General features: G+C 68.0%; 22 protein-coding genes and 8 pseudogenes. 15 read left to right on the forward strand and 15 right to left on the reverse strand.

The window, feature by feature from the left end; all coding sequences use genetic code 11:
* Nucleotides 1-80: 80 nt before the first annotated feature.
* On the reverse strand, nt 81-875 hold the full coding sequence (locus ABZ208_RS03665) for a hypothetical protein (protein WP_356907927.1): 795 nt from the start codon (nt 873-875) through the stop codon (nt 81-83).
* 231 nt (nt 876-1,106) lie between these two features.
* Nucleotides 1,107-2,003: a helix-turn-helix transcriptional regulator gene (locus ABZ208_RS03670; RefSeq protein ID WP_356907928.1), complete on the reverse strand. Its 897-nt coding sequence runs from the start codon at nt 2,001-2,003 to the stop codon at nt 1,107-1,109.
* A 156-nt stretch (nt 2,004-2,159) separates the two neighbouring features.
* Here ABZ208_RS03670 and ABZ208_RS03675 point away from each other — a divergent pair, with 156 nt between their 5' ends.
* Both ABZ208_RS03675 and ABZ208_RS03680 read left to right on the forward strand, forming a co-directional pair.
* Nucleotides 2,160-2,348 carry a hypothetical protein gene (locus ABZ208_RS03675; protein WP_356907929.1) on the forward strand — a complete coding sequence of 63 codons (189 nt, stop codon included), beginning with the start codon at nt 2,160-2,162 and terminating at the stop codon, nt 2,346-2,348.
* Between the two features lie 66 nt (nt 2,349-2,414).
* Nucleotides 2,415-2,702: a hypothetical protein gene (locus ABZ208_RS03680; protein WP_356907930.1), complete on the forward strand. Its 288-nt coding sequence runs from the start codon at nt 2,415-2,417 to the stop codon at nt 2,700-2,702.
* An 18-nt stretch (nt 2,703-2,720) separates the two neighbouring features.
* Here ABZ208_RS03680 and ABZ208_RS03685 read toward each other — a convergent pair whose 3' ends face one another.
* Complete coding sequence (locus ABZ208_RS03685) at nt 2,721-3,194, reverse strand: hypothetical protein (RefSeq protein WP_356907931.1); 474 nt, start codon at nt 3,192-3,194, stop codon at nt 2,721-2,723.
* Nucleotides 3,195-3,327: 133 nt separating this feature from the next.
* Here ABZ208_RS03685 and ABZ208_RS03690 point away from each other — a divergent pair.
* Both ABZ208_RS03690 and ABZ208_RS03695 read left to right on the forward strand, forming a co-directional pair.
* Nucleotides 3,328-3,456: pseudogene (locus ABZ208_RS03690) on the forward strand (integrase core domain-containing protein); the annotation flags it as partial.
* 68 nt (nt 3,457-3,524) lie between these two features.
* Nucleotides 3,525-4,820: a hypothetical protein gene (locus ABZ208_RS03695; protein ID WP_356907932.1), complete on the forward strand. Its 1,296-nt coding sequence runs from the start codon at nt 3,525-3,527 to the stop codon at nt 4,818-4,820.
* A 233-nt stretch (nt 4,821-5,053) separates the two neighbouring features.
* On the opposite strand, the gene ABZ208_RS03700 is transcribed toward ABZ208_RS03695, so the two are convergent.
* Nucleotides 5,054-5,461, reverse strand: a complete 408-nt coding sequence (locus ABZ208_RS03700) for a helix-turn-helix domain-containing protein (RefSeq protein ID WP_356907933.1) — start codon at nt 5,459-5,461, stop codon at nt 5,054-5,056.
* Between the two features lie 66 nt (nt 5,462-5,527).
* Here ABZ208_RS03700 and ABZ208_RS03705 point away from each other — a divergent pair, with 66 nt between their 5' ends.
* The 4 genes and pseudogenes from ABZ208_RS03705 to ABZ208_RS03720 all read left to right on the forward strand — a co-directional run bounded on the left by ABZ208_RS03705 (nt 5,528) and on the right by ABZ208_RS03720 (nt 9,311).
* Nucleotides 5,528-6,469, forward strand: a complete 942-nt coding sequence (locus ABZ208_RS03705; protein ID WP_356907934.1) for an NADP-dependent oxidoreductase — start codon at nt 5,528-5,530, stop codon at nt 6,467-6,469.
* Nucleotides 6,470-6,666: 197 nt separating this feature from the next.
* Nucleotides 6,667-7,122: pseudogene (locus tag ABZ208_RS03710) on the forward strand (transposase); the annotation flags it as partial.
* Nucleotides 7,123-7,177: 55 nt separating this feature from the next.
* Nucleotides 7,178-7,789, forward strand: a pseudogene (locus tag ABZ208_RS03715) (IS982 family transposase); the annotation flags it as partial.
* A gap of 505 nt (nt 7,790-8,294) precedes the next feature.
* Nucleotides 8,295-9,311, forward strand: coding sequence for a trypsin-like peptidase domain-containing protein (locus ABZ208_RS03720; protein ID WP_356907935.1), 1,017 nt, complete (start codon nt 8,295-8,297; stop codon nt 9,309-9,311).
* A 57-nt stretch (nt 9,312-9,368) separates the two neighbouring features.
* Here the strand turns inward: ABZ208_RS03720 and ABZ208_RS03725 are convergent.
* Nucleotides 9,369-9,464 (reverse strand): annotated as a pseudogene (locus ABZ208_RS03725) (IS5/IS1182 family transposase); the annotation flags it as partial.
* 71 nt (nt 9,465-9,535) lie between these two features.
* On the opposite strand from ABZ208_RS03725, the gene ABZ208_RS03730 reads away from it, so the two are divergent.
* Together ABZ208_RS03730 and ABZ208_RS03735 are read left to right on the forward strand one after the other, a co-directional pair.
* Complete coding sequence (locus ABZ208_RS03730) at nt 9,536-9,742, forward strand: hypothetical protein (protein ID WP_356907958.1); 207 nt, start codon at nt 9,536-9,538, stop codon at nt 9,740-9,742.
* Nucleotides 9,743-9,865: 123 nt separating this feature from the next.
* Complete coding sequence (locus ABZ208_RS03735) at nt 9,866-10,237, forward strand: DUF1932 domain-containing protein (protein WP_356907936.1); 372 nt, start codon at nt 9,866-9,868, stop codon at nt 10,235-10,237.
* Between the two features lie 1,149 nt (nt 10,238-11,386).
* Here the strand turns inward: ABZ208_RS03735 and ABZ208_RS03740 are convergent.
* Nucleotides 11,387-13,678: a cytochrome D1 domain-containing protein gene (locus ABZ208_RS03740; RefSeq protein ID WP_356907937.1), complete on the reverse strand. Its 2,292-nt coding sequence runs from the start codon at nt 13,676-13,678 to the stop codon at nt 11,387-11,389.
* 160 nt (nt 13,679-13,838) lie between these two features.
* A pseudogene (locus ABZ208_RS03745) lies at nt 13,839-14,009 on the reverse strand (ATP-binding protein); the annotation flags it as partial.
* A 494-nt stretch (nt 14,010-14,503) separates the two neighbouring features.
* On the opposite strand from ABZ208_RS03745, the gene ABZ208_RS03750 reads away from it, so the two are divergent.
* Complete coding sequence (locus ABZ208_RS03750) at nt 14,504-15,046, forward strand: barstar family protein (protein ID WP_356907959.1); 543 nt, start codon at nt 14,504-14,506, stop codon at nt 15,044-15,046.
* 362 nt (nt 15,047-15,408) lie between these two features.
* Here the strand turns inward: ABZ208_RS03750 and ABZ208_RS03755 are convergent, their stop codons facing one another.
* The gene (locus ABZ208_RS03755) at nt 15,409-16,020 is read right to left on the reverse strand and encodes a hypothetical protein (protein ID WP_356907938.1); all 612 of its coding nucleotides are present in this window, start codon (nt 16,018-16,020) and stop codon (nt 15,409-15,411) included.
* A 501-nt stretch (nt 16,021-16,521) separates the two neighbouring features.
* Nucleotides 16,522-17,131, reverse strand: a pseudogene (locus ABZ208_RS03760) (universal stress protein); the annotation flags it as partial.
* Nucleotides 17,132-17,507: 376 nt separating this feature from the next.
* On the opposite strand from ABZ208_RS03760, the gene ABZ208_RS03765 reads away from it, so the two are divergent.
* Entirely contained in the window at nt 17,508-19,394 is a 1,887-nt protein-coding gene (locus ABZ208_RS03765; protein WP_356907939.1) for a long-chain fatty acid--CoA ligase, read from the forward strand.
* 313 nt (nt 19,395-19,707) lie between these two features.
* On the opposite strand, the gene ABZ208_RS03770 is transcribed toward ABZ208_RS03765, so the two are convergent.
* Entirely contained in the window at nt 19,708-20,433 is a 726-nt protein-coding gene (locus ABZ208_RS03770; protein ID WP_356907940.1) for an SDR family NAD(P)-dependent oxidoreductase, read from the reverse strand.
* A gap of 104 nt (nt 20,434-20,537) precedes the next feature.
* Here ABZ208_RS03770 and ABZ208_RS03775 point away from each other — a divergent pair.
* Nucleotides 20,538-21,205, forward strand: a pseudogene (locus ABZ208_RS03775) (LysR family transcriptional regulator).
* A gap of 180 nt (nt 21,206-21,385) precedes the next feature.
* Here ABZ208_RS03775 and amaP read toward each other — a convergent pair.
* Genes amaP through ABZ208_RS03800 form a run of 5 tightly spaced genes read right to left on the reverse strand, consistent with a single transcriptional unit; the run spans nt 21,386 to nt 23,822 of the window.
* Entirely contained in the window at nt 21,386-21,979 is a 594-nt protein-coding gene (gene amaP / locus ABZ208_RS03780) for an alkaline shock response membrane anchor protein AmaP (RefSeq protein ID WP_356907941.1), read from the reverse strand.
* A gap of 10 nt (nt 21,980-21,989) precedes the next feature.
* On the reverse strand, nt 21,990-22,688 hold the full coding sequence (locus ABZ208_RS03785; RefSeq protein WP_356907942.1) for a DUF6286 domain-containing protein: 699 nt from the start codon (nt 22,686-22,688) through the stop codon (nt 21,990-21,992).
* Nucleotides 22,685-23,134 (reverse strand): Asp23/Gls24 family envelope stress response protein, encoded by a 450-nt coding sequence (locus ABZ208_RS03790; protein WP_356907943.1) that lies wholly within the window; start codon nt 23,132-23,134, stop codon nt 22,685-22,687. The genes ABZ208_RS03785 and ABZ208_RS03790 overlap by 4 nt, the downstream gene beginning before the upstream one ends.
* On the reverse strand, nt 23,131-23,352 hold the full coding sequence (locus ABZ208_RS03795) for a hypothetical protein (protein WP_356907944.1): 222 nt from the start codon (nt 23,350-23,352) through the stop codon (nt 23,131-23,133). Before ABZ208_RS03795 ends, ABZ208_RS03790 begins: the two co-directional genes overlap by 4 nt.
* Nucleotides 23,353-23,390: 38 nt before the next feature.
* On the reverse strand, nt 23,391-23,822 hold the full coding sequence (locus ABZ208_RS03800; protein WP_356907945.1) for an Asp23/Gls24 family envelope stress response protein: 432 nt from the start codon (nt 23,820-23,822) through the stop codon (nt 23,391-23,393).
* A 220-nt stretch (nt 23,823-24,042) separates the two neighbouring features.
* Between ABZ208_RS03800 and ABZ208_RS03805 the strand changes: the two genes are divergently transcribed.
* Both ABZ208_RS03805 and ABZ208_RS03810 read left to right on the forward strand, forming a co-directional pair.
* Complete coding sequence (locus ABZ208_RS03805; protein WP_356907960.1) at nt 24,043-24,792, forward strand: hypothetical protein; 750 nt, start codon at nt 24,043-24,045, stop codon at nt 24,790-24,792.
* A 326-nt stretch (nt 24,793-25,118) separates the two neighbouring features.
* Nucleotides 25,119-25,383 (forward strand): annotated as a pseudogene (locus tag ABZ208_RS03810) (cyclase); the annotation flags it as partial.
* Nucleotides 25,384-25,681 lie beyond the last annotated feature (298 nt).

Below are 25,681 nucleotides of genomic sequence, written 5' to 3' on the forward strand. Positions count from 1 at the left end.
TCGTCCATCACGACCGCAGACCGTACTGGGCGACAACGTCACCTGTGCCCTGAACTGCACAATCAACCTGGTTCGTTCAGTCAACGGGGCGTCCTCTGCTCCCTGCTGCGGCCGGACCCCGCCCAGCGCGGCCGTCTCATGGAGATCCGCGACAACCTCCTCGACAGGATTGCCGAGGCCGAGCGCGAGGGCTGGATGGGCGAGATCGAGGGGCTCCGCAGGTTGGGGTCCTTGGCGGTGAGGTAGGCGGCGCTCGGGATGTAGACGGTGGCGCCGCGCAGCGCGATGGAGGTCGGGCCTTGGAGGCCGTGGGCGGCGGTGAGGACGATGGTGTGGGTGCCGTCGGGCCGGACGAGGGCGACCTCGTTGACGGTGTCGAGGACGGCGATGATCTGGTCGCCGCGGCCGGTGAAAGCGAAGTCGTCGATCCCGGTCAGGCCGGTGGCGGTGACCCGGGCGGTGCCCGAGCGCCCGTCGGCGAGGATCGAGACGCGGACGACGGTGCCCTTGTCGAGGTTGGTGGCCCAGACCGCCCCGTTGTGGATCTTCAGGCCGTTGGCGCCGAGGAACCCGGCGGGGGCCAGGGCGGGATCGGTGGACCAGGCCTCGGCGGTTCCGCCACCGGTGGGCACGCGCCAGACGGTGCCGAGGGTGGAGTCGGTGACGTAGAGCGTGCGGGTGCGGGCTTCCAGGGCCAGCCCGTTGGGCAGACCGGCCGCGAGCAGGGCGGCGCTGCGCTCCGCTCGGCCACTCGGGCGCAGCCGCCATACGCCGGTCAGGTCCGCGGTGCCGGTGGCGTACAGAAAGTACAGGGTGCCGTCGTGGGAGCGGACGCTGGCCCTTGGCCAGGTCGAAGTGCACGGCGGTGCGCGCATGGTTCAGCGGGGCGCAGAGGGCGGCTGCTGGAGCCGGAGCGGCCATCGCGACCGCGGCGGCGGCCAAGACGGCGGCAGGTACGGCGGCCTTGGAACGCTTCTTGACATGGTTCCTTCACTGATTTCGGGCATGCGGCAGCATCACGCCGACGCACAGGGGTGGATGGATGCCCGGCCGGGATCCGCACGCGTCGGTGCGGGCCGAACGGAGGGAGGGGGGAAGGAGTGTGGTCAGCCGGTGCTGAACCGGCTGTCCGAACGGGCGGGTACGGCTTGGGTGATGACTCGGGTGATGGCTTGGGCAAGGAGGTCCAGGGCCGCTCGCGAGGGTGAGCCGGCCGCAGTGGTGGCGACCACGACGCTGGAATCCGGCCCCTGGCTCAGGGTCTGCTGGATGACGGTCAGCGAACCGACCAGCGGGTGCCGCAACTCGTAGTCGGCGACCGCGCATGCCTTGACCCGGTGGTCGGCCCACATCGACGCGAAGTCCTCACTCTTCGCGCTCAGCTCGCCGAGCAGCGAGTGCAGCGCGGCGTCCTGCGGATGCTGGCCCGCCACCAGACGCAGATTCCCCACCACCGCGCCGGCTTTGCCCGGCCAGTCGGCGTACAGGTCACGGGTATGGGGGTCGAGGAACACCAGCCTGGCCATGTTGGGGCGCTCCGCCGGTACGTCCGGGGCACCCGGGTCGAGGTGTCCGGCGAACAGCGCGTGGCCCAGCCGGTTCCATGCCAGGACGTCCCTGCGCCGGCCGAGTACGATTGCGGGGACGTCCGTGAGCGCGTCCAGCAGCTGGCGGGTCGCCTCCGTCACGCGCTCCGGCGCGGGGCGCCGGCGGCTGCGGGGCTTGGCAGTTCGGGCCAGGTCGTGCAGGTGCAGACGTTCGGCCTCGTCCAGCCGCAGGGCCCGGGCGATGGCGTCGAGCACCTCTGACGAGGCATTCAGCGAGTGCCCCTGTTCCAGCCGGGCGTAGTACGAGGCGCTCACTCCCGCCAGCAGCGCCAGCTCCTCACGGCGAAGACCCGGCACACGTCGGCGCTCCCCATAGGTGGGCACCCCGACCTCGTCGGGTCGCAGCTGGGACCGCCGCGTCTGCAGGAAGTCCCCGAGCTGTGATTTCCCGTTCATGGCTCCGATCATGGCTCCGAGTATGGCTCCGAGTATGGGTCGACCCGCAACGCACAGCCTCTCCCTGCCGAGGATAGGCACCAGCGGGTCTGGCTTCCTGGCCCGAGCGGCGATGAGCTGGGCCTCACCGCATCCCGCGCTCATCCAGGAGGACGCTTGAGCACCGCAACCCGCGAACACGACCCCTTCGAGACCCTGAACGCAGCGGATTTCGGTTTCACCAGGCGCGCATGGGTCGACGCCGCCCCCACACGCGTCTACGACCTGGTCAGCGACGTGTCCGCGATCCGCCGGTGGAGTCCCAACGCCACCGACGTCGCCTTCGACCAGGATGCCGGACCCTGAGTCGGCGCCTGGTTCAGCGGCCGCAACCACAGGGACGGCAAGCAGTGGACCACTCGCTCCCAGATCGTGCGGGCCGACCCCGGCAGCGCCTTCACCTTCGTCGTCGGTGGCGCCGAGGACGGCATCGTGCGATGGAGCTGGACTTTCCGACCTCAAGGACGCGGAACCGTCGTCCAGCAGTCCTGGCAACTCCTGCGCCTCGACCCGGTTCTGGGCACCACCCGCAGCGACCTCGACGCGCTACGCGACTACATGGCGGACAGCGCCGAAACCACACTGGCCTCCCTCGCCCAATGGGTCGCCGAAGTACACCACCCCGACACCACCCGCAGCCAATGCCGGATCTCCGGCTGATCTGCTGTTGCGGCAGTTTCAGCTGTGCGTGAGGCTCGATCGGCGGTCCTCGTCGGTGAGGAAGTAGACGTGGTGCAGCTCGGCGGGCGCCTGGGGGTCAAGATCGAGAAGGTCGGAGTCGTCTTGGACTCGTTGCCAGAACTCGGCTTCGGTCGATGCGGTCCCGAGGACCATCCACGGTGTGCCGTACTTCGTCGCTGCCACCCATACCCCGAACTGCCGAAGACCCGGGCCGAACAGCTCCTCTCCGACCGGTTCCTCCTGCATCTCGGCGACCAGGCTTGACGTGTGCTGGTGCGGGCACTTGCGCTGCAAGTGCTGTCGCTCCCACCAGGTGCGAAGAGACTCCGTCGCGGAGTCGGCGGAGTCGTCGGCCGCATCCAGCGCCCCTTGATCAGCGTTCGAGGCGGCGGGCCGACGAACGCGCACCAGCAGTTCGTGCCCGCAAGGCCGGTAGCTGATGAGCCTGAAGATCGCGATCGGGATGCTCACCGGACTATTGTGCCGTTCACGCGCTGGCCCTTTCCGCCGTCCCGTCGCCCTCGCCCGGCCCGTCGGAGGCCGGCCCGGCGTCGTGGCCGCCATGGCGTACAGACCGGGCGGCATCGCGGCCAACGCCTGCGGCCCGGGCGAGGTGCTGTTCCGGAACTGCCGGGAGAATGGGGTCGTGCACCGGCTGACCAAACCCCGGTCGCCGACGGCCGCAGGGAAGGTCGAGCGGTTCCACCGGACCCTGCGCCGTGAACTCCTCGACGGCTGCGAGCCGTTCAGGGAATTTGCGTCGCGCCAGTACGCTCCGGCGATGGCCCCATACTTGCCGATATGATTACCCGCTACTTCGCCCATCAGAGCTGCGAGCCCGACGACGAGCTTACCGCCGACGAGGCCGCGCGCCGGCCCCACCACGTGCGGCGGATAGACGCCGGGGCCGGGTCGATTGTCGAGCGGATCCACGAAGGCGCGATCCACGAGGTGATCTACGACGGTCTCGAGCCGGCCGGGCACGCCGCGCGCTACGGCGCGGTCCCGTACGAGGTGGTGCGCACGACCCAGACCACGACCGGCCGGGTGATCGAGCGCGGCTGCCACCGCGCCGACGGCACCCTGACCACGCGGGCCCGCACCGAGATCGATCTCGATGGCCGGCCCCAGGTCGAGGAGTACTTCGACGGCGCCGGCGCGCCGACCTCGCGCGACGTCTACGCCTGGCACGGCGACCGGTTGCGCCAGGTGGTCACCCACCAGCCCGACGGGCGCAGCATCGTGACCTACCAGGCCGACGACGACGGTGACGACGACGCCCCGGTCGACGCGATGCGGGTGCCTGCGGTGCGCACGGTGCCGTGCCGGCCGTGCGGCCGCACCGGCACCTGCGCGACCTGCCGCGGCACCGGCATCTCGCCGCTGCGCCATCTGCCGGAGGCCGCGCCGGCCGACGGCCGCTGCCGCTCGTGCAAGGGCAGCAAGCGCTGCAACCAGTGCAAGGGCCAGGGGCGCTGGCACCCGGTCGGCCCGTACCGACCGGCGCGCGAGGTCGCCGACCCCGGCTTCGCGCTGTGCTACGAGTGTCACGGAACCCGTGGCTGCGCGTTGTGCGAAGGCACCACCTTTGACGACGATGCCCTGCCGTGGTGCAGGGCCTGCGACTACGGCACCTGCAGCACCTGCTTCGGCGAGGGCCAGATCGCGGCCGCGCCGGGTACGGCCTCGGCGCTGCGCACGATCACCTTCGAGCAGGGCCACCCGACCGCGGCCGACGCCCCGTGGGGCCAGCAGAGCCTGACCCTGACGACCGACGGCACTCTCGGCTACCAGCAGCAGGTCAAGGGCGAGGTCCGCAGCGTGCGCGGCCGGGTCGATCCCACGCGGATCGAGGGGCTGCTGGTGGCGCTCGCCCGCACCAGCTTTCCGGCCGCGCCCCAGCAGACGTTCCTGCCCGGCGCGTCGGTGATCACGCTCGTGGTGGAGCCCGGTGGCCGCGTGGTGATCGACTACTTCGTCGCGCTGGAGCTCGACGGCTACCGCGAGGTGATCCGCGTGCTTGGCGATCTCAACACCGCGCTGCGCAAGCACGACGCCCCGGCGCTCTCGGCCTGGCGCTTCAAGCCGCACGCGTAAGCTCACCCGATGTCCAACCTTGCCGTTCACCCCCAACACCCTGGCCCGCGCCCCGGTCCTCAGCGGCGCTGAAGTCGTGCGCTGCCGGCCGCTCGTGGCCGGCACAGCACAGGCGGACTGCACAGCAGCCCCGGCTACCGAAGCCCCGCCGAGTAGGAGACAGCACTCGCGGTTTGATCACCACACCGACGGTGGCGGTCAGGGGGAACAAGCTCAAATAGCGGTGGTACCGGTCAGACAGGCTTCAACTCCTGGGTGGCTCGCTCGTCGTAGCTCGCCTGAGCCGCCTGGATGTCGGTCATGTGCGTCTCGGACCAGGCGCGAATGGCGTCCATCAGGCCCGCCAGGTTTTGCCCGAGTTCGGTGAGGCTGTATTCCACCCGAGGCGGCACGCTCGGATAGACCGCCCGGTGGACCAGTCCGTTGCGCTCGAGGTCCCGCAGGGTCCGCGTCAGCATCTTCTGGGTGATGCCGTCCAGCCGACGGCGCAGTTCGCCGAATCGCTTCGTCCCCGGCCGCAGTGCGCCCACCGTCAGGCAGACCCACTTGCTGGAGAGGAAGTCCAGTACGGCCCGAGAGTTGCAGTTGCGGAGATAGGCATCGGCGCCACCGTATGAGCGCAGGTCAGGAATGGTATCCACGAGGTACCTGAATACCATTGAGGTGCCTTCTTCACAACGGATACCACGTCACTGATGCTTGATCACATGACAGAGAACATGCGAGTCGTGCACCAGGAAAGCCTCGGCGGACCCGAAGTCCTCCGACTGATCGAGACCGAGCGCCCTGCCCCTGAGCCGACCGAGATACTGGTCGAAGTACGCGCCGCGGGCGTCAACCCCGTCGACTGGAAGGTCCGTCAGGAGGGACGCTGGCTCACCCCGCCCTTCGCCGTCGGCTGGGACGTCTCCGGCGTCGTGGCCGCGGTTGCACCCGGCGAGAGCCGCCTGTCGGTCGGTGACGAGGTCTACGGGATGCCGCGATTCCCCGCGCCCGCGGGCGGATACGCTGAGTACGTCACCGGGCCTTCGCGCCACTTCGCGCTCAAGCCGAAGAGCCTCGATCACGTAGCGGCCGCGGCTCTGCCTCTGGCGGCGCTGACGGCCTGGCAGGCCCTCGTGGACGTCGCACAGGTCGGCGCCGGCCACAGGGTGCTCATCCACGCCGCCGCCGGGGGCGTCGGGCACCTGGCGGTCCAGATCGCAAAGGCTCACGGGGCGTACGTCATCGGCACCGCGAGCGCGGCCAAGCACGATGTGCTGCACGAGCTCGGAGCGGACGAGCTGATCGACTACACGGTTCAGGATTTCGCCGAGCTCGTACGGGACGTGGACGTCGTCCTGGACCTCATCGGCGGGGAGTACGAGGACCGTTCCCTGCCGACGCTGCGCCCAGGAGGCCTCCTGATCAACGTTGTGAATCCGTTTGATGTCGAGCAGACCGCGACGAAGGCCGCCGCGGTGGGGGCGCGCGGCACCGCGGTGTTGGTGGCGCCGGATCATGTCGCACTGGAACGGATCGCCGCGCTCGTGGAGGAAGGCAAGCTGCGGCCTCTGATCGCCGCGACGTTCCCGCTGGAGAAGGCGGCGAAGGCGCATGAGCTGGGCGAGAGCAGTCGTACCACCGGGAAGATCGTCCTGACCACCTGAGGACCCGGCGCGAGAGGGTCGGCAGTCGGGTGCTCGATGTGCCGGTGCTCGATTGGTGGGTTCCTGAGGACTGGACGTGTCGTGAGGGGCAGGAGCGAGTTCTCACGAGGAGGCGGTGGGACCACCTGGAGGGGGTCTGTCAAACGAGCGGTGTAACTGGGGTGGTTGATGGTTACTGACGGGCCGCTGAGAGCCTCTGCCTGGACGAGTTCGGCCCGCTCAACCTCCGGCCCCACCCCGGCCGGCAGTGGGCCGAACGCGGCGGGCGGCACAAGGACCCCGACCGGGAACCCCGACGCCGCCGACGGGCGACCTACACCCGCCCCCACGGAGTCCGGCACCTGTCCGCCGCCTTGGACCTGGGAAAGGACAAGCTCTATGGCCACATCAAGCCGAAGAAGAACCGGACGAGGTTCCTGGAGTTCTGCCGCTACCTGCGCAGCCTCTACCCGCTGAAGATCCGTATCGCGATCGTGCTCGACAACTTCTCCCCGTACCTGACCACGGAAGGGGACACCCGGGTCGGCGACTGGGCCGCGGCCAACAACGTCGAGTTCGCCTACACGCCGATCAACAGTTCGTGGCTAAACCGCATCGAGGCCCAGTTCACCGCCCTGCGCTACTTCACACTCGATGGAACCGATCATGCATCAGCCTGCCTATGGCGGGCTCGGGCCCAGACCCCTGCCGCGCCGGATCGGGCGACCCCCGAAACTGACAGACGCCGCTGCTGTGCCTGGCGGTCGCCCAGGTCCTGATGGGCTTCCCTTCGGCCCGGCACTGGATCCGCTTCGCCCACGCCGGCTGGGGCACCTCTTTCGCTACCTGCCTCAGCAGTCCGCCTACAACAAGCGGCTCAACGCCGCCGGACCGCTGATCAGTCACGTGATCGAGGCCCTGGCCAGGCGGATCCCGACCTGGAACGACGACTTGCGGCTGATCGACTCCACACCGCTGCCCTGCGCGGCCTCTCGCGAGACCGTCAAACGTTCCCAGCTGGCCGGACATGCCGGCTACGGCTACTGCCGCAGCCATTCCCGCTTCTTCTGGGCTTCCGGCTCTATCTGCTGACCACCGCCGAAGGCATGCCAGTGTCCTGGTGCCTGGCGAACCCCAAGCTCGGCGAACGGGAGGTGATGGCCGCACTGCTGGAACGCGACCACCACCTTGTCCGCTCCGGTCAGGTGACCCTCGCGGACAAGGGCTTCGCCGGGCGGGAGTTCGAGGCGTTCCTGACCGAGCGCTTGGGCGTCCATCTGGTCCGGCCGGATCGCAAGGGACGAACCGGCCCGGCGCGGCCGTCTTGCTCGTGTCCGCCAGCACACGAACGGTGCATCAACCGCCTCACACAGTGGCGCGCCATCGCACCCGCTATGAGAAGACCGCCACCATCTACCTCGCCGGACTGTACGTCGCGGGCATCTTCCGCTGGTCCGCCCGGTGATCCAAACGAAACTGCCCACGTGAGGATGCGACTTCGGCTGATCAGTGGTGTCCTGAAAGAGAGCTTTGGCACGTCGGCACCGCTAAGTCTCGGCGGTGATCAAGCCGACCGGGCACCCGATCCGGCTACGTGTGGGCTCCCCGCAGCGTCCCGCCACCCTGGGCATGTCGACACGTGGCTGACAGACCGTCAGCTCACGCGTCTGGTTGCCGACGGCAGCGAAGCGTGATTGTCTTCCAGTCTCCTCGGAGGCAGACCATGCCAGCCAATAAGCGGACCGTGAATCGCCTGCGACTAGCCGAAGAGGGTCAGCGGCCGCTGACGCCATATGAACTCGTACAGTTGCGACCCAGTCTGGGAACCGGCGAACCGCCCCCGGCCATGATTGAGCTCGCCAACCGCAAGCGCATCCACGTCATCGCCGATGAAAGCCCCCCAGAGCCAGAGGTCCGCCGCATTGATGGGGCCGGGGAAAATCTGTGGCGTGTCGACGTGCACGTCGGGCCGGAAGGCGACGTTGCCCTGCCCGGCAAGACAGCTATGCGCAGCCTCCCGGAAGAGCTGTTGTCCGAGATCGATCCTGACTTGGATTTGCGTGCCTGCCGTCCCGAGTGGCTCGACCTGTTCTATGTGCCGCGCTTGCTTCCCAGCCGCAGAGAAACGCCGATCCGGCGACTCAGGGGCGGCATGGTTCAGCCGGAAGCCCTCTTTCCCCCTGAGAACCGGTCAGATCTGGCCGAAACAAGCTTCCCCTGGGGCAATGTAGGGAAAATCGTTAACAACGAGGGGAACCACGGTTCAGGGGCGCTCGTCGGTGACCGCCTTGTCCTCACGGCCGGCCATGTTGTGCCATGGCAATCCGAAGAGTGGTGGATGCGTTTCGTGCCCGCGTACTACAATGGCCAGTCCCTCCACGGTGCCGGCGTCCAGTCCTACGTATCGGACGTGCGGGGCTACAACCCGGATCTCCTGGGCGGCGACTCGGCGGGGTACGACTGGGCCATCTGCCGACTCTACGAACCGCTTGGAACAGTGGATCGACTCGGTCACTTCGGCACCAAGACCTACAACCCTGCCTGGAACGGTCAGGGGTTCTGGAACAACATGGGTTATCCGGTCAACATGTGGTTCCTAGGAGCCAGCCTCCAGGGCTTCATCGCGGTCGAAGACACCGACGACGACATCAATGGAGGCCTCGAAATCGAGCATTACGGCGACACCACCAAAGGCAACTCTGGCGGCCCGCTGTTCGCCTTCTTCGGTGAGGGCCAGCCCCGCATAACCGCGGTTCAATCCGGTTACCAGGCGGAAGACGAGGACATGGGCCCCATCAACGTCGCAGCCGGCGGCCCCGGCATGTCCAAACTTGTTGCATGGGGACGCACGAACTGGCCTTAAAGCGTGTTGCAGAAGTCGGTGTTCTGGCAGGTCAGGGTCCTGTCTCGAGTCTTCTGATCATGCGGCAAGGGCGAGGTTGTGCATGCGGGCGACGGCTCGGACTGCATGGTGGAGGCTGTCGCCGCGCTGTCGGCAGTCACGCAGGATCTTGTAGTTGATCAGCAGAGAAGTCCGCTCCTGGCGGCTTCACATGCGGATGCACATGACGTTTCGTGCGCGGCTGGATGCAGCACTACGGCGCGTACTACCGCACCTTGCTGCATCCCCTCCTCCAGCGCATCAACACCTACTTGATGCGCTGGATCCGCAAGAAGTACCGACGGCTCCGGGCGTTCAAGAGGGCCCACAACTGCTGGCTCGGGATCACCCGCCTGCAACCAAGCCGTGTAACGGGAGACTTTACGCACGGTTCTGTGGGAGCCCGGGGGTGAGAATTCCCCGGGCCACCCGACCTCTAATCGAGCCATGGCGAGAACCGTCCCGGGGCGTCCAGCCTCCACCCCGGGCGGGCCGCGGGGGAGGGGCATGCGCGCGCTCCCTGTTCAGCACGTCGCGTGACGAAACCCCGGCCGCGGCGATCGAACCGGTGGCCCTTCACCACCGCGAGGCGGTCAAGGCCGCGCTGGCCGAGACCCTCGACCGGATCATCAAGCGCTGAGCACACGGCGCGCCGAAGCGGGCCACGCCGGCCCCCTGATCTCCTCGACCTCGCCGGACAACGCTCGGGCAGCTACCTCACAGAGCCTCACTTCATCCCCAAGGCAGCTTCACGCGCCTGGCGCTGGGCTCCGGAGATGGAGGAGGCCGCAGAGGCCGACCTGCCGGACGATCTCATGCGCGCCACGGTCGCCGTCCTTTCCCACTGGGAGGGCGCACGCGACGCCGACCTGAGCATCGGGGAAGCGCTCGACCGACTTCGGGACTGAGGCGGTCAGTCCGGGGAACCGGCGAAATGCGGCTCCCAAGATGGCCGGATGCGCGGAGCGGGGTCAGCGGGCCGTACAACCGCTGCGTGGCTCGAACTCAGTCTCGCGGCGATCGGCCTGCTGGCCTGGATGCGTGTCCTGCTGCTGAACCGGAGCTGGCCACTGCCGAGCCGAGCAAGCTCCGCTATCGGCTGCTGCACGTGGTAGGCGCCTGCGCTTGTGGATGTCGGCGACCTGGCACCTGGAGACACGAACTGGCCAGGGCTTTCCACCGCCTCGCGGCACTGCCCCGTCCCGCCGGCTGACCAGCAAACACCTGACCGCCCACGACCCGAAGGACATAGGAGAACCCAATCCCCGCGCCGGGACTCCACCCTGCCCAAGCAACGACAATCCCACGCCCACCCGACAGCAGACGATCAACGGTCTCCCACCACCCCAACCTAAACGCCGAGGTTAAGGGGCTGGGAGGGGTCTCCAAGACGAAGGGTAAGTTCTACGGAGAGTCGTCAATGCTATGAAATGTCCCAATACTGCGACAAGTCCGCTATGGGCGTTGACGCCATCATCTCCGACCTCCCACGCTGATGGGTAAGCAGCCCATCCACCCCCAAGAGGAGATCATCGTGGAGACAAGCGTCTGGCGGCCCCTCCGACATCTTGTCGGCGCGTCTTGCGCGGCTGTGCTGCTCGCCGGAACGGTGGGCGTGGCAAGCGCCGAGGCAGTGCCTCAGACAACGAAGGCCACGGCGGAATCGTCGAACGCGGCACCACACGAGCCCTGTACGGGCAACCACATCGAGGACGGCAGGCTCGTCTGGGATCCGCCGGGCTGCACCCCGCCATGACGTGAGGCAACCACCGCTAACCTCGCGTTTTCACCAGGCCTGGTGTGGTCACCGACCAGTGGTCTCACACTTTCACCAAGGTTTGATCACAAACCCGAGAAGCGCCCTGACCTGCAACAATAGGACTTGAGGAGCCAGTCCCTCTACGCCATCAACCCGCTGATCGCCCACTGCCGCGATCGCTAAGCCCTGAGCCGCAAGAACGGCCGACCGCCTGGACGCCAAGGTCCTGGCGCACCTCTTGCATACCGACATCGCCGAACACCGGCTCCTGCCCGCGGACAGCGAACTACCCAGGCCGTCACCGCCTTGGCCTGCACCCGGCCGAACGCCGTCCCGGGACCGCCGCCGAGCAGTCCACCGGCCAAAGATCGCGCCAACCCCTGTGTGGGTCAGTCGCGCTTCTGAGGGAGACGTTTCCTTTCTGGGCGGACGGCCATACTGCTGGTCCCGCCGAATCTGCCGGGCGCAGTCCTGAGTTGTCAGACATCTTCCCGAACGGTATTACCGACACCGAGTCCGAGACGAAGTTGGACACGTAGACCTGGCGTCGATGGCTGTCCGGCGACACCGCTACCCCCAGCGGGCCGTGGCCGACGGGGAAGGTGCGGTCCACGCGGTTCGTCGCGGTGTCGATCACCGACACTGAGCCTTCGTAGTTGTTGGCCACGTAGACCCAGCGCCTGTCCGGCGACACCGCCACCCCCCGCGGGCCGCGGCCGACAGGGATGGTGATGTCCACGCGGTTCGTCGCGGTGTCGATCACCGACACGGAGTCCGAGTAGAGGTTGGTCACGTAGACCTGGCGCTTATCCGGGGACACCGCCACCCCCACCGGGACCTTGCCTACGGGGATGGTGCGGTCCACGCGGTTCGTGAGGGTGTCGATCACCGACACCGAATCCGAGCCGTAGTTGGTCACGTAGACCTGGCGCCTATCCGGGGACACCGCCACCCCCTGCGGGTCTTTGCCTACGGGGATGGTGCGGTCCACGCGGTTCGTGAGGGTGTCGATCACCGACACCGAGCCGCGCACCGAGCCCGAGCGGCTCAAGGTCACGTAGACCCAGCGCCCATCCCGGGACACCGTCACGCCCGCCGGGGTGGAGCCGACGGGGATGGTGCGGTCCACGCGGTTCGTGAGGGTGTCGATCACCGACACCGAGTCCGAGCCGTAGTTGGTCACGTAGACCTGGCGCCTATCCGGGGACACCGCCACATCCCGAGGGTTTTTGCCGACGCGGATGGGGTGGTCCTCGGTGCGGTTCGTGAGGGTGTTGATCACCGACACCGATCCCGAGCCCAGGTTGGCCACGTAGCCCCGGCGCCCATCCAGGGACATCGCCACCCCCTGCGGGGAGTCGCCGACCCGGATCGAGGGCACTGGTTCAGGACCAGAGGAGCCGGACTGCGCCAGGTAGATGCCGACACCCCCCACGGCCAGCGCCACCGCCACCACCCCCGCAATGAACCTGGCCCGCCAGCGCCAGCGCCAGCGCCAGCGCCTGGGCCGCGGCAGGCGCGGCCGCGGCCGGGCCTCGTCACCTTTAGGCGGCGGCGATTCCAGGGGCGTGCCGGACGGTTCCTCCGGCTCGGCTGGTGGCAGGAGCTCGGTCAGCGGGGCCGGCTCCGGGGAGCACGGCGGCATGGTTTCGGTCGGTTGCTCCGGCTCGGCCGACGGCATGACCGAGGGAAGAGACGGTGGCTCCGAATGGGATGGGTGGGGCTGGGCGGCGATGGGGGTGAGCCGCTGAGCGGCCTCGTCGCCGCTCATCCGCTGCTCTGGGTCCTTGGCCAGCAGCCCGAGGAGGACCGGGGTCAGCTCCGCTGCCCGGCGCGGCGGGACGGGAAACTCGGACAGTACGGCGCTCAGCGTGGTGATGGCGGAGTCGCGGTCGAAGGGGCCGGTCCCCTCGAGCGCGAAATACAGGGTGGCACCGAGTGAGAACAGGTCGCCGGCCGGGGTGGGTTCGCCGTGGGCCCGTTCCGGGGCCATGAAGCCCGGGGTACCAATGAGATCCAAGGTGGCGGTCAGGCGGGTCTCTCCGGAGCTCGGCTCCAGCGAGATGCCGTAGTCGATCAGCAACACCTGGCCGCCCTCCGCAGGGTGGGACGGCTGCGGGCCGGGGTGGGTCAGCAGGACGTTGGCCGGCTTGACGTCCCGGTGCAGGATGCCGAGCCGGTGACCCTCCTGCAGTGCGTCGAGAACCGCCAGCCCGATCTGGGCGACGTCGGCAGGCGGCAGCGGCCCCCGCTCGCACACCACCGCGTTCAGGTCCATGGCGCCGGGAACGAATTCCATGACGATCCACGGCAGGCCATCGGCCTCCACGATGTCGTACACAGTGACCACATGGGGGTGGTTGCGCAACCGTGCAGCGTGCTGCGCTTCGCCGCGGGCCCTCGTGATCCGGGCCCTCACCTCTTGTTCTGGAATGTCCGGCGGCAGGACGACCTCCTTGAGCGCGACCTCGCACGCCAGTCGCTGGTCATACGCCTGCCACACCCGTCCCCTGCCGCCGGCGCCGAGCCGACGTTGGAGCTGGTAGCGCCCGGCGATCACGCGCCCGGCGGCCTCGTACGCTCCCGTCATGGCGCTCCCTCTTCCAGGACGGCCCAGTAGGGTTACCCGGCGAGCGTTGAAAAGCCCCTTTCCAGGGTAGCCCGCGTATGCTCCGTGCGGCGGGGTCCGGATCATGCGAAAGCGCAAGCCGGATGCCATGAAACCCGCCCGCCTCCCGTGGCGTGCACCCCGTGCCCGGGGCCGGGATGCGCGGGATCCGGTCGCCCCGCCACCCGGCATCGGTCACTTCGATCCGCAGGCTGCCGTCCTCGTGCAGCTTCAGGGTCAGGCGGAAGTCCCGGCCCCGGACGCGGCAGTGGAGCACGGCGTTCGACGCCGGCTCGGCCACGATGTGTGCCGCGTCGTTCCCGCAGGAAGGGGGCAAATGGTCGCGGTGCCAGACGCTGGAGCCGGTGTAGCCGCGGGGGGGCGGTGTTGGTCAGCTCTGGGCCAGCCTGCACGCGTCCCAGCTGGCGGCCGACCGGGTACTCGAACCACAGGCGGTCACGGACATCACCGAGCACCCCACCCTGGAGGGCAAGGTGTACTGCGCGGTCGTCCTGACACGTTCCCGCGACGCGTGGTGGGTTGGTCGATCGACGCCTCGCCCGCTGCGGCGCCAGGGCGGTGTCCCAGGCAATATCGGTGTGTACCGAGGGAAAAACATTCCTGGTGGCGGAAGCGATAAGCCTTTCGGTTACTGGACCGAGATGGATGTCTGGCCGACCGAGCCCGGCGGAAGGCGGAGCGGCATGGGTCGTCTCGTCATCGGGGGGAAGGGTGAGGTTTGGTATACGCCTCACTATAAGCCGGGTTCATGGACACTTATTCGAGAGGGGTGCGGCTGTGGCCGGTATGGCAAGTAGCGGAGCGAAGGGGAAGTGGGAGCTGCTGAGGTCGGCTCCCTCTGGCACGGATGACCCCTATGTGATTGCGGCACGGCGAAGGGTGGCTCGCTGGGAAGATCTCGACGTGGCGAGCATCGGCGAGCGTCCGTATCTTATTTCAAGGGATGAATACCTGCGGATTCGAGACGAATTCAATGATGTAGGTGTCACCTTTCTTGAGGTTGATGCGAGCGATGTCACCACGGAGGACGATCTCCTCGTACTGCTTGGAAAGGCGTACAAATTTCCGGAATACTACGGGGAGAACTGGGACGCCTTTCTCGACTGCTATGCGGACGTGGTGGAGGCCGACGAGTCCCCGCTCGTTCTGGCGATTCATGGCCTCTCGAACTTCTGTGAGTCTGACTTTCGGGCATTCCTCCGATCCCTGTACGAACTGGAATCGATCACTGAGACTATCCCCCTACTCCGGTCGGTGATTCCCAGGAAGGTCGTCAACCTTTACCCCGGGGACTGGCCTGCATCGCCCCGTTCGGGTGATGCGAAATGATCTTTCAGTGAGATAGAGAATCGGCTCCCGTCGGCACGCGCCGGCGGGAGCTGCTTCTTGTTCGATGGCAATCGCGCGGCGGCCGCCCAGTCACTCGCCCGCCCGATATGCCTGAATGTGACACGTCTTGGCCAACTGCGCTGAAGTCGTGTCCTGCTCGCCTCATGACGCCACTGTCGGGCGCCGGTGCAACGCTCAACGCACAAGACGTGCGGCTGGCGTCGTCGAGACCGCGGCGGGCGGTGCAGGACCGCTTCGTGTAGACGGGCCCACGCGCCAGCTCTGGCCAGGTAAGGAACCGGAGACTCCAACGTCTGGTGGACACTTGGAGACCGGTGCGGTGGTGGACTGCGCGTCCGTTCTCACCATGAGGCAATGGACCCACTCGGTGGACATTGCAGCTCGAGCCGCCCTTGCGCGATCACGACCGTATCGTTGGTGGTCGAATCGGCCCTCGGACACTCGCTATAGCGATACGGATGCGAGGGCCTCGACCTGACGGTCGCGGTCCTCGTGGCGTTTTCGTAGGTGATGGTGATGCCGAGGGCTTCGTAGAGGGGGCCTGTCATGTCGGCGTCGGCGGCGTGGACGTGCTGTGTGACGTCGCCAAGTCTCTCGGTCATCGCCCGGATCTGGTCGGCGGTGAGCGGTTGCTGCGTCGTCCGGGTAACAGCGGGCAGCGTGTCGATCTTCTTCTGTGCGGCTTCCTTGTCTCGTTGTGCCTGCTCGGGTGTCAGCGTCTCTGCGGTGCTCGCTGCGATGTGCGCGTGGTTGAGTGCGGTGATGGTGGCGGCGAGCCGGTCCGGTGGGAAGGCCCGGGCGATCCACGAATCCAGCGCCCGGCACACGATGTCTTCGCGCAGGTTGACGGTCCGCGGGTGGTCGAGCCCGGGGTGGAGCGCGGCTTCCTGCTCCCTGCCGTGAGGCACGGCATGGGGCGGGCCCGCATCCAGCGCCCTGGGGGCCCGCTCCACGCGATCCCGCCGTGCTCGGAGGCCGGCCGGTGGGCAGAAGCGGGGCCGCGGCCGGCGAGCTGTTTGTCGCCCCGACTGTATGTGCTTCGGGGCGATCGCCTGAGGGGAGCCCGTAGAGCATGCGCCAGCCGTCGCTCGCGCGAGGAGGCTTGCAGTCCCGGTGGGGCGTGCGCGGGGTTGCACCAAAGACCTTGCGTCCGGTGCGGAATCTGGTCCTGACCGAGTTTGAGGAGCGTCTGGCCCACGAGTACGGACCGGGCTCAGTGCCGCTCCCGGTTCGTACGCAGGCGCCGCCTGCCCGGGGCCAACTCCTTGCCAAAGCGCCCCCGGACAGATGGTGCCAAACACGCCCATTGCCGACGGGCTAGACGTTGTCGCCGGTACAACGAGGCCGGGGGCCAACAGGTCACCCCAAGGCACCATCTCGCACCGTGGTCCAGGCTGTTGCGCGTCATCCATCCCCGTACTGCCAGGTTGGTCATCGGCAGCGGCGATCGGCTTTCAGGGGTGCGGCACCACTGCTATGGGGCAGGCGGCGTGGTGCAGAGCGGCGTGAGCCGCGGGTCCGATACGGCCACCGATCGGGGAGCGGCGTACCCGGCGGCCAAGGACGAGTAACTGTGCCCGGGTGGCGGCCGAAAGCAGCACTTGTCCGGAGCTTCCGATTTCCACGTGCGGGATCACCGTGACGATGGGGTACCTCTCCCGCCATGGCTTCAGCGCGTGCTCCAGTGCTTTCTTCTCGAACGGTCGAGACCTCCGGCTTCGTCGGCGAGGCGCATCAATCCGGGGCTGTAGGCGAAGATGGGCGGCAGGCTCGCACCGCTCGCAGTGTTGCGCCGCGTGGGGCGGCGGCCTCGAAGGCGAACTGGAGTACGTGGTCATTGTCCTCGGCGTCGCCTTGCTGGCCTACGACGATTTCGCCGCCTTGTGTCTCATCCTCGCCCCCGCCGGGGGCGCGGACGGAGACTACGGGGCACGGAGATGCCGCGATGACCTGCTGGCCGTAGGAACCGAGCAGGCTTCCGGTGATAGCCCCGTACCTGCCCGATCCGAGCACCAGCATGTTCGCCAGTTCGGCTTCGGAGAGCAGCGCGGCAACTGCGGTGTCCGACAATCGAATCTGCGCAGGAACGCCTGCCAGCGCAGGCCGACGTCCTCGCCTTACAGGCCGATGGCCGACGTCCACAGCCAGACCGGCGGCGTGAAGACCAGTCTGTCGATGCCGGACAGGTGTCCCCGGCCCCTGTCATCGCCCTGTACTCGGCTACCACGCCAGAGGGTCACTCGCATGTCGCCGAGGCGCCGGAGCTCCGGCGAGGGAGGCTCCTTGTGCGCGTGCCCAAGGTTCGACATTGCGGCTTGTGCAGCGTCTTCCTCCCTTACGCGTCGGCGGGCTCACCCCCTACTCTGACCACTGCTTGCGAGTTACCTGTCAGTTAACAAGTCGTTTGATGGGCGCGGCGCACCCGGGCCCGGAGGTCAATGTGAGTTCCGCGCAGTCCCCTCTTGAAAATCGCCCGGCTTCCGTGGCGCACCTCTTTCTCTCGAGAGTCGAGGCCACACCCGACCGGGAGGCTTACCGCTATCCCGCGTCGGCCGCCGACGGCGCTCCCGGAACCGAGCAGTGGCGCTCGCTGACATGGGCGCAGACCGCTGAGCGCGTCACGGCGATTGCAGCCGGCCTGCTTGCCCTCGGACTGCAGCCCCAGGAAAGGGTGGCGATCTCCTCCTCCACCCGAGTGGAGTGGATCCTGGCCGACCTGGGCGTCATGTGCGCGGGCGCGGCCGCCACCGCTGTCTACCCCAGCACCAATGCCGACGAGACGGTGTACATCCTCTCCGACTCCGGCAGCCGGGCGATCTTCGTCGAGAACGCCGCCCAGCTGGCCAAGGTGGTCGCCCACGTCGACCGCCTGCCCGAGCTCGGCCACGCGATCCTCTTCGACCCTGAGGCGGACATCCCGCAGGTGGAGGGGCTGGAGGTGCTGTCCCTCGCTGAGCTGGAAAAGCGGGGCACGGCGTACCTCGAAGAGCACCCGGACGCGATGGAGAAGACGGTCCGGGCAATCGGCCCGGAGCAACTCGCCACCCTGATCTACACCTCCGGCACCACCGGCCGACCGAAGGGCGTGCGCCTGGTGCACGACTGCTGGTCCTACCAGGCCGTGGCACAGGAGGCCGGCGGACTGCTGCGCTCCGACGATGTGCAGTTCCTGTGGCTGCCGCTGTCCCACGTCTTCGGCAAGGCTCTGATCTCCGGTCAGATCAGGACCGGCCACGTGTTGGCGGTGGACGGGCGGGTCGACCGCATCATCACCAACCTGCCCGCCGTACGCCCCACCCTGATGGCGTCCGCCCCGCGGATCTTCGAGAAGGTCTACAACGGCATCGCGGGAAAGGCGAGAGCCGAGGGCGGCGCCAAGTACAAGATCTTCCTCTGGGCGGCGAAGGTCGCCCGCGACTATGCCAGGGCCGGGCAGCAGAGCATGGCGGCAACCGGAAGACGCAGCGTGCCTCTGTCGCTCGCGTTGCAGCACGCCATCGCTGACAGGCTGGTGTACGGCAAGATCCGCGCGGCCTTCGGAGGCAATCTGCGCGCCAGCGTTTCGGGCAGTGCCGCACTCGCCCCCGATATCGGCTACTTCTTCTCCGGCGCCGGCGTGCACGTCCTCGAGGGCTACGGTCTGACCGAGACCAGCGCGGGCTGCATCGTCAACCCCGCCGACGACAACCGGGTCGGCACGGTCGGCACACCGCTGCCCGGCACCGAGGTCCGCATCGCCGAGGACGGCGAGATCCTGTTGCGGGGCCCCGGCATCATGCGCGGCTACCACAACCTCCCCGAGAAGACCGCAGAGGTGCTGGAGAGTGACGGCTGGTTGCACACCGGCGACATCGGCGAGATGGACAAGGACGGCTTCGTCCGGATCACCGACCGCAAGAAGGACGTGTTCAAGACCTCGGGCGGCAAGTACGTGGCGCCCACCGAGATCGAAGGCCGCTTCAAGGCCGTCTGCCCGTTCGTCAGCAACATCCTGGTCATCGGCAACGGCCGCAACTTCTGCAGCGCCCTGATCACCCTGGACGAGACCGTGATCATGCCCTGGGCGGCGTCTCACGGCCTCGGCGGCCGCAGCTACGCCGAGGTCGTCTCCTCGCCACAGGTCCACGAGCTGATCGACGGCTTCGTTCAGCGGGTCAACGGCGACCTGCAACGGTGGCAGACAATCAAGAAGTTCTCGGTGCTGTCGCGCGACCTCGACATCGAGCACGGTGAACTCACCCCGAGCCTCAAAGTCAAGCGGCCTGTCGTGGAGCGCGAGTACGCCGAGGTCATCGAGGGGATGTACGACGGCTCCCGCGAGGCCTGATCCCCATCTGTCCGGTACGGCACTTTCCACAGCCGTACCGGACTCTGGGCTCACCTGTCCGAGAAGGGCATTCGGCTCGCCGGATACCAAAGCAGGGTCCGGTGGGCATTGGGGCAACGGGGGGAGGCAGGGCCAGCACGGCCGGGGAGTTCCTCCGGCCAGGCGACGCGGAACACCAACGGCACCGCTGTGTACGGGCCGTCGTTCGAGCCGGAGGCGAAAAAACACGCTCAGGCCATAGGGAACGGCTGCTCACACGGCAATGGCGGGGCGCCCTGAGCCGCGGGTCAGTCGAGCAGAACACATCAGACCATCACCATGGCACGACTCCGTTGTCGTCGAACATCTGACCAGTGGGGCCGTTGTCGGGAAGAGCCGCCGACCGGATGGCGATCGCCGCGCCCTGCTCAGGGGTCTGAGTACCGCTGAACCCATTGAGGTCGGTGGCCACGTGGCCGGGGCAGGCGTTGTTGATCAAAATGTTGGCACCGCTCAGCTCCTTGGCGTACTGGATGGTGACGGCGTTGAGGTAGGTCTTCGTCGGCGCGTACGCCCCACTGATCCCGCCGAGGTCGACACCGGGCGTGGTCTGCAGGGCCAGAGAGCCGACATGGCTGGACTGGTTGACGATCCGCGGGTGTGCCGAGCGGTGCAGCAGCGGCTGCATCGCGTTGGTGACCCGGATGATGCCGATGACGTTGGTCTCCACCAGCCGTCGCACGGTCTCCGGGTCGAGGGTCGTGGGCGCCTCCGGCCAACCACTTGCGACACCGGCGTGGTTGACCAGGACGTCAAGGCGTCCCGCCCGCTGCTCGATCAGCTGCGCCGCGGCGGTCACGCTCGCGTCGTCGGTCACGTCCAAGGGCACGCCGAACGCGTCGACACCCGCCGCGCGCAGTTTCGCCAGGGCGTCCTTCCCGCGCTCCTCGTCCCGGGCGCCGACACCGACGCTCCAGCCCAATGCACCCGGCCCTGCCGCGATCTCGTACCCGATTCCCTTGTTCGCGCCGGTGACCAGCGCGATGGTCTCCTTGCTCATGACAGCGAGCGTGGCCGCGCTTCGGCCATGCACCAACACCACCTCGGTAACGCACCGATACCCGAGCGACATAGATCGACCGTCCGCCGAAGTACGGTGCGTGCATGAAAATACGCGAGCTGCGGTACTTCGTCGCCCTCGCCGAGGAACTGCACTTCGGTAGGGCCGCCCAGCGTCTGGAGATAGCACAGCCGCCCCTGTCCCGCGCGATCGCCCGGCTCGAACGGCAGCTCGGGGTCATGCTGTTGGAGCGCACCACCCGCAAGGTCACGCTCACCGAAGCCGGGGCCGTACTGCTGTCCGAAGGGCGCGTGATCCTCAGCGCGGTGGCCGCAGCCGAGCGGCGTACCCAGCAGGCTGTGCAAAGGCGCCCCCGCCTCGTCCTCGCCGTCAATCCGGCACCGCCGCCCTGTACGCCGAGGGGCACGTGGCGATCCTGCCCACCCCTCACCCACTTGCCGGCCGCTCCGAGATCCGGATGGCCGAAGTCACCGCATTGCCGGAACTCCCGATGGCTCGCTGGCCCGATCCCAGCGGCAACTACCCGGAGGGGCCAGGGGCCGAGGTACGGAACCTGACACAACTCTTCCAGCTGATCGCGCTCGGCCGTACCACGGTGATTGTGCCCGAGTCCGCCAGCACCGACCTGCGCCGGGATCTCACCGCCGTGCCGGTCCTGGACGCTCCGCCCGTGACCACGGTGATCGCTTGGGCGCCGCACAGCCGACTTCGCACAGTCGCCGACCTGATCCGCGTAACAACACGTCTTTGACTGGCTGCTCTGCATCTGCTCGCGTGGAAAGCGGCCGACTTTTGGGAGCGGCGGCCGGAAAACCCGTCCAACGACCCGACGCGCTCACGGAGCGATCCGGGAGGGCAGCACCAGGGCGGGAGGCGGCCCTGCTCCCTGCGAGTTCTGTGAGATTCCGTCCTGGTAGGCGGCGAAGAGTTCTCAGTCGACGCGGTGGGCGCGGTGGCGGACTTCCCGGAGTCGCACCTTCGACGGGAGGCGGTCCAGGCCTGCCGAGTCCCGTGCGTGTGCGAGCGTTTCCCGGTTGAGTTGCATCAGGACCTGCGCCGGTTCCGCGGGAGGCTCCAGCCACAGCCGCACTCGTGCGAACGGAGCAGTACGCCGACCCGTCAGCCGGACACGAGCCCGCAAGACCCCGTCCAGGGCTTGCGATTCTGCTTCGATCACATCCTCCAGCGCGCGGCCGTTGAGTTGGGCCGCCGCGCCGTCCTCGCTGTCGACGAGGACTTGGCCCAGCCGGTGCCGGAGTTGCGCAATAAGCCACCACAGCAGCAACGCCAGCAAGACGGCGAGCACCGCGATGACGGCCGGCCACCACCAGCCCTCTTCCCGCCACCGGGTGCGTTCCACGGTGCCCAGCACCACATCGTCCGGCCCCCGGAAGGGCCACCAGCCCGGCACGCCGAAACCCCAGCGGCGCTGAAGATCCAGCCCGCCCAGCAGCACGCCGCCACCCAGGGCGAACAGTCCAACGCCGAGCAACCCCAGCAGCACCCGGTTCACTGTCTTGATCATCGGGATCACCTCAGCTTTTCTTCGGGCGCCGGACGCGCACGGCCAGCGTGGGTTGCCGGGCGAGCCCCAAAGTCCTCACGGCTTCGCCCAGCGCAGTGCCCAGGTCCGCGCGGACCTCGTCGAGATCGCGGAAATGGACCTGTGCCCGGGCTTTGACCTTCCGGCGGCCGACATCGACCCGTGCCGATTGGACACCGGACACGCGCATGGCCCGGTCGCGCAGAAGCAGGGCGGCTGCGCGGCGGTCGAGCCCGGCGCGGACCTCATCTGCTCTGGGGGTACCGGTGGGCTGCCGCATGGGTAGCAGCCTGCGCAGTCCCGGCGTCACCGCCAGCAGGAAAAGCCACAGGCCGAGGGCCATCGCCACTGCGGCCCCGACGATCATCCAGATGTCATCCAGCGGTCGTGTCGCCAGCTCCTCGGCGAGCCGCCGTCGCCAGCGCATCGCAGGCCCGCCTGCCCGCACCGAGACCACGTCGTACAGGAGCAGTCCAGTGGCTGCGATGGACAGCAGGGCCACAACGGCCGCGGGGATCCGCCGCCCAGACCAGAACCGGCGCGCCGACCGGCCCGATTCCTGGACCGCCGCCGTCGTGCCCGCGCCCGGGGGATCATCGGCGGCCGAAGCGGCCGGTCCGGGATCGGAGGGAGGATCCCCCTCGCCGATCGGCAGCCGCCGGGTGTTCTGATCGGGCTCGCTTGCGCTCATCTCACCCTCTCCTGACCTGTGCGCCGCGTGTGCACCGAGTGCAGCTTCTCGACCGACACAGAGAGGTCGGAGACGTCCATGCCTGCCCATGTCCTGAGCCGTTCGGTGACCTCTCGGCGCACCGCAGCGCACTGCGCCCCGATGTCGGACGGATAGCCCAGCTCCACAGCGATGCGTACCCTTGCTTCGCCGACCACGGCTGGACGCCCAGGGGCGGCCTCGCCCTCACGGCGTTCTGCGGCATTCCGCTCGGGTGCCCGCCGCACGGACACCGTCACGTGCGGTGCCGCGCGGCCCACCGGTACGTGTCCGTCCGGCTCGGTGAAGCGGCTCAGCGCCTCACGGGCCACCTGGGAAGCGATCTTCGCAACGACCCGGTCGGCGACACTGATGGCACCCCGCTCTTCGCGGGGACTGTCCGGAAGACGATCGGCGTCACTGGTCACTGCCGCCAGTCTCCTCGAGCCCGTCGCCGGTCGTCGCGGCTCCGGTCGTCACGGGGCCGGAAGAAGTCGCCCAGTTCCAGGTCACCCTCCATCAACCGCCCGGCCACAAGTCCGACAACACCCAATGCCAACACCACCAGGAAGGCCCCGAAGCCACCGAAATACCCGGCGAAACCCAGTGCCATTCCGGCGATCAAGCCGACCACGGCCTTGCTCATCGCGCGCTCCTTCACTCAAGCAGGCTGTTCCGCCTTGGCTACTGGACCCGCTGCCGCTCTTCCTCTTCGTCCTCCTCGTCGGGCAGCTTCACATCGCTGACCGTGATGTTGACTTCCACGACTTCCAGGCCCGCCATCCGCTCCACAGCGGAAATCACGTTCTCGCGCACGTCACTGGCCACGTCGGTGATCGAGACGCCGTAGTCGACGACGATCTCCAGATCGATGGCCGCCTGCACCTCTCCGACCTCGACGCTCACCCCACGCGTGGCGGATTTGCCGCTGCCGGCGCCGGGCATCCGCTCCCGCATGGATCCCATCGAGCGCGCGAATCCACTGCCCATGGCATGGACGCCGAGCGTGGCCCCTGCCGCCATTCCGGCGATCTTCTCCACCACCACATCGGCGATGGTCGTCCGGCCGCGAGAACCGGGCGGTCCGCCGTGCTTTACGCCGGTGTTCTCAGTCATCGGGTCATTCCTCCCTGAACGAGCTCACCTGACAATCTTTAATCAGATTATATTCGTTTTAGTACCTTTTGCCCGAGGGGTGGATCATGAGACAGGGTGGTCAAGCGAGCGGCACGAGCGCCCCCTGTCGGGAGCCCTTGCGGACACTCAGGCTCAGCGGGGCTAGAAGAGAATCGCGGCAAGGGAAGAGGGTGAGAGGCCGGTGAAAACTGAGGCGTGGATGCAGGCAGTACGGCGCCAGCTCGACCTGGGCCGGCTGCTCCCGCTCGGCGGGCCCGACGACGGGGCGTGGATCACCGAGCAAGCGGCCGGCCGGGCTCTCAGGCGCACGGCCGCGGAGATTCCCGGCGTGTGGCTGGAGACCCTGCGCATCGGGCCGGCACCGCTCGAGCCCGTGTCCGAGCCGGCCGTCCGTCCGCCGGCCAGCGCGCTACCGCCTGGCCCGCTCAGGATTGAGGCCGCCTTCTCCGCATCCATGGGGCGGCCGCTGCCTCAGGCAGCCGAACAGTTGAGGAGCACATTGCTCGACGCGGCCGGTGAACGGCTCGGCCTGGCCGCCGTGGCGGTTGATCTGCGCGTCACGGATCTCCGCGATGGCCCGGAGGAAGCTGTCAGGTCGCGGACCGAGGAGAGGGCCATGAGGCCCCCGCCGGAAGCCGCAGCCGCGCGAAGCTCGCCCCCAGTGACCGGAACAGGACCCATGCGTGGGCCCATCGCGGAGCTGGCCGACGTCGCGGCGGCCGTTCCGGGCGTCGCCCGCCTCACCGTCGTGCTGGGAAGCCGCCCGGTCAAGGTGGATCAACATGACGATCCACCCGGCCGACACATCGAGGTCCAGCTCGCGGTCGCCCCCGGACACCATCCACTGGAAGTCGCCCGCGCCGTCCGGGCAGCGGTAGTCGACGCAGCCACCAGTGACACCCCGGGCCTGGTAACCGCCGCCGTCCTCATCACAGAAACCGCGGCCTAGCAGGCGTCGAGCGGCAGCTCGACGCGCTGGGTCCGGTCTCGCCTTCAGCGCAGTACGCCGCGGCCGGCCTCCGAACTGCGAAACACCAGGCACTGGCTTTCCGCCGCAGGACCAGCTGAAGGGTGTGAGGTCCTCGACGCTGGCCGCAAGGCAGTGACAGCCGCTGCCAATCGCGGCATGGGGACGCTTGCGGACACGCTCCGTGAGCGCACGGCCAGCCTCGGCAAGAAGGAGGACGAAGAGCCGAGGAAGAGGAAGAGCCGGAGGAGGAGATGGAGGAGCCGGAGCCCGCTCGGCCGCAGTGCCGCAGAAGCTCCCGGCAGCGCAATCTGTGGCGGGCCCAGGGCCGCCGGGTTCGGCTGGACTTCAAGCACTTCCAGCGGTACGTCACTCTCACCGAGGAAGAGCCGGAAGGCTGGCGCGGAGAGATCCGGGACGGCGAAGTCGTCATGTCGCACGACGAAGCGATGGAAGAGGAAGAAGCGGAAGAAGCCGAGGAGTCGGAGGATGACGGCGAGTACGAAGCCGCGGAAGACGACGAAGAAGAAGAGGAGGGAGGACGAGCCCGCCGATGAAGACCGGGATGAGTAATCCCGGTATGCGACGCCATGGGACCAGGTGGTCTAAACCACTCTGTGACGGCCCGCCGTCGGCCCAGCAGAGGTGAGGCAGCGAACTGTGAACGGCAGCAGCACCGAACCACGTTGACGACTCCCGTGCGGCGAGGGCATCGCCGACACCAGTGGGATGTTCTCTCCACTCGGCTCTGCTGGTTGGAGGCGTAGCGAGCATCCAGCTCAGGACGCGGATGAAACTTCGGCTGAGCTGTGGCGTGCGTCGCGGATAGGGCCTCCTGCCCGGTGGAGGCTTGTCAGGGCTTGTCGGTAGG

It is taken from the genome of Streptomyces sp. NPDC006208, from assembly GCF_040613775.1.
In the GTDB taxonomy this organism is placed as follows: Bacteria; Actinomycetota; Actinomycetes; order Streptomycetales; family Streptomycetaceae; genus Streptomyces.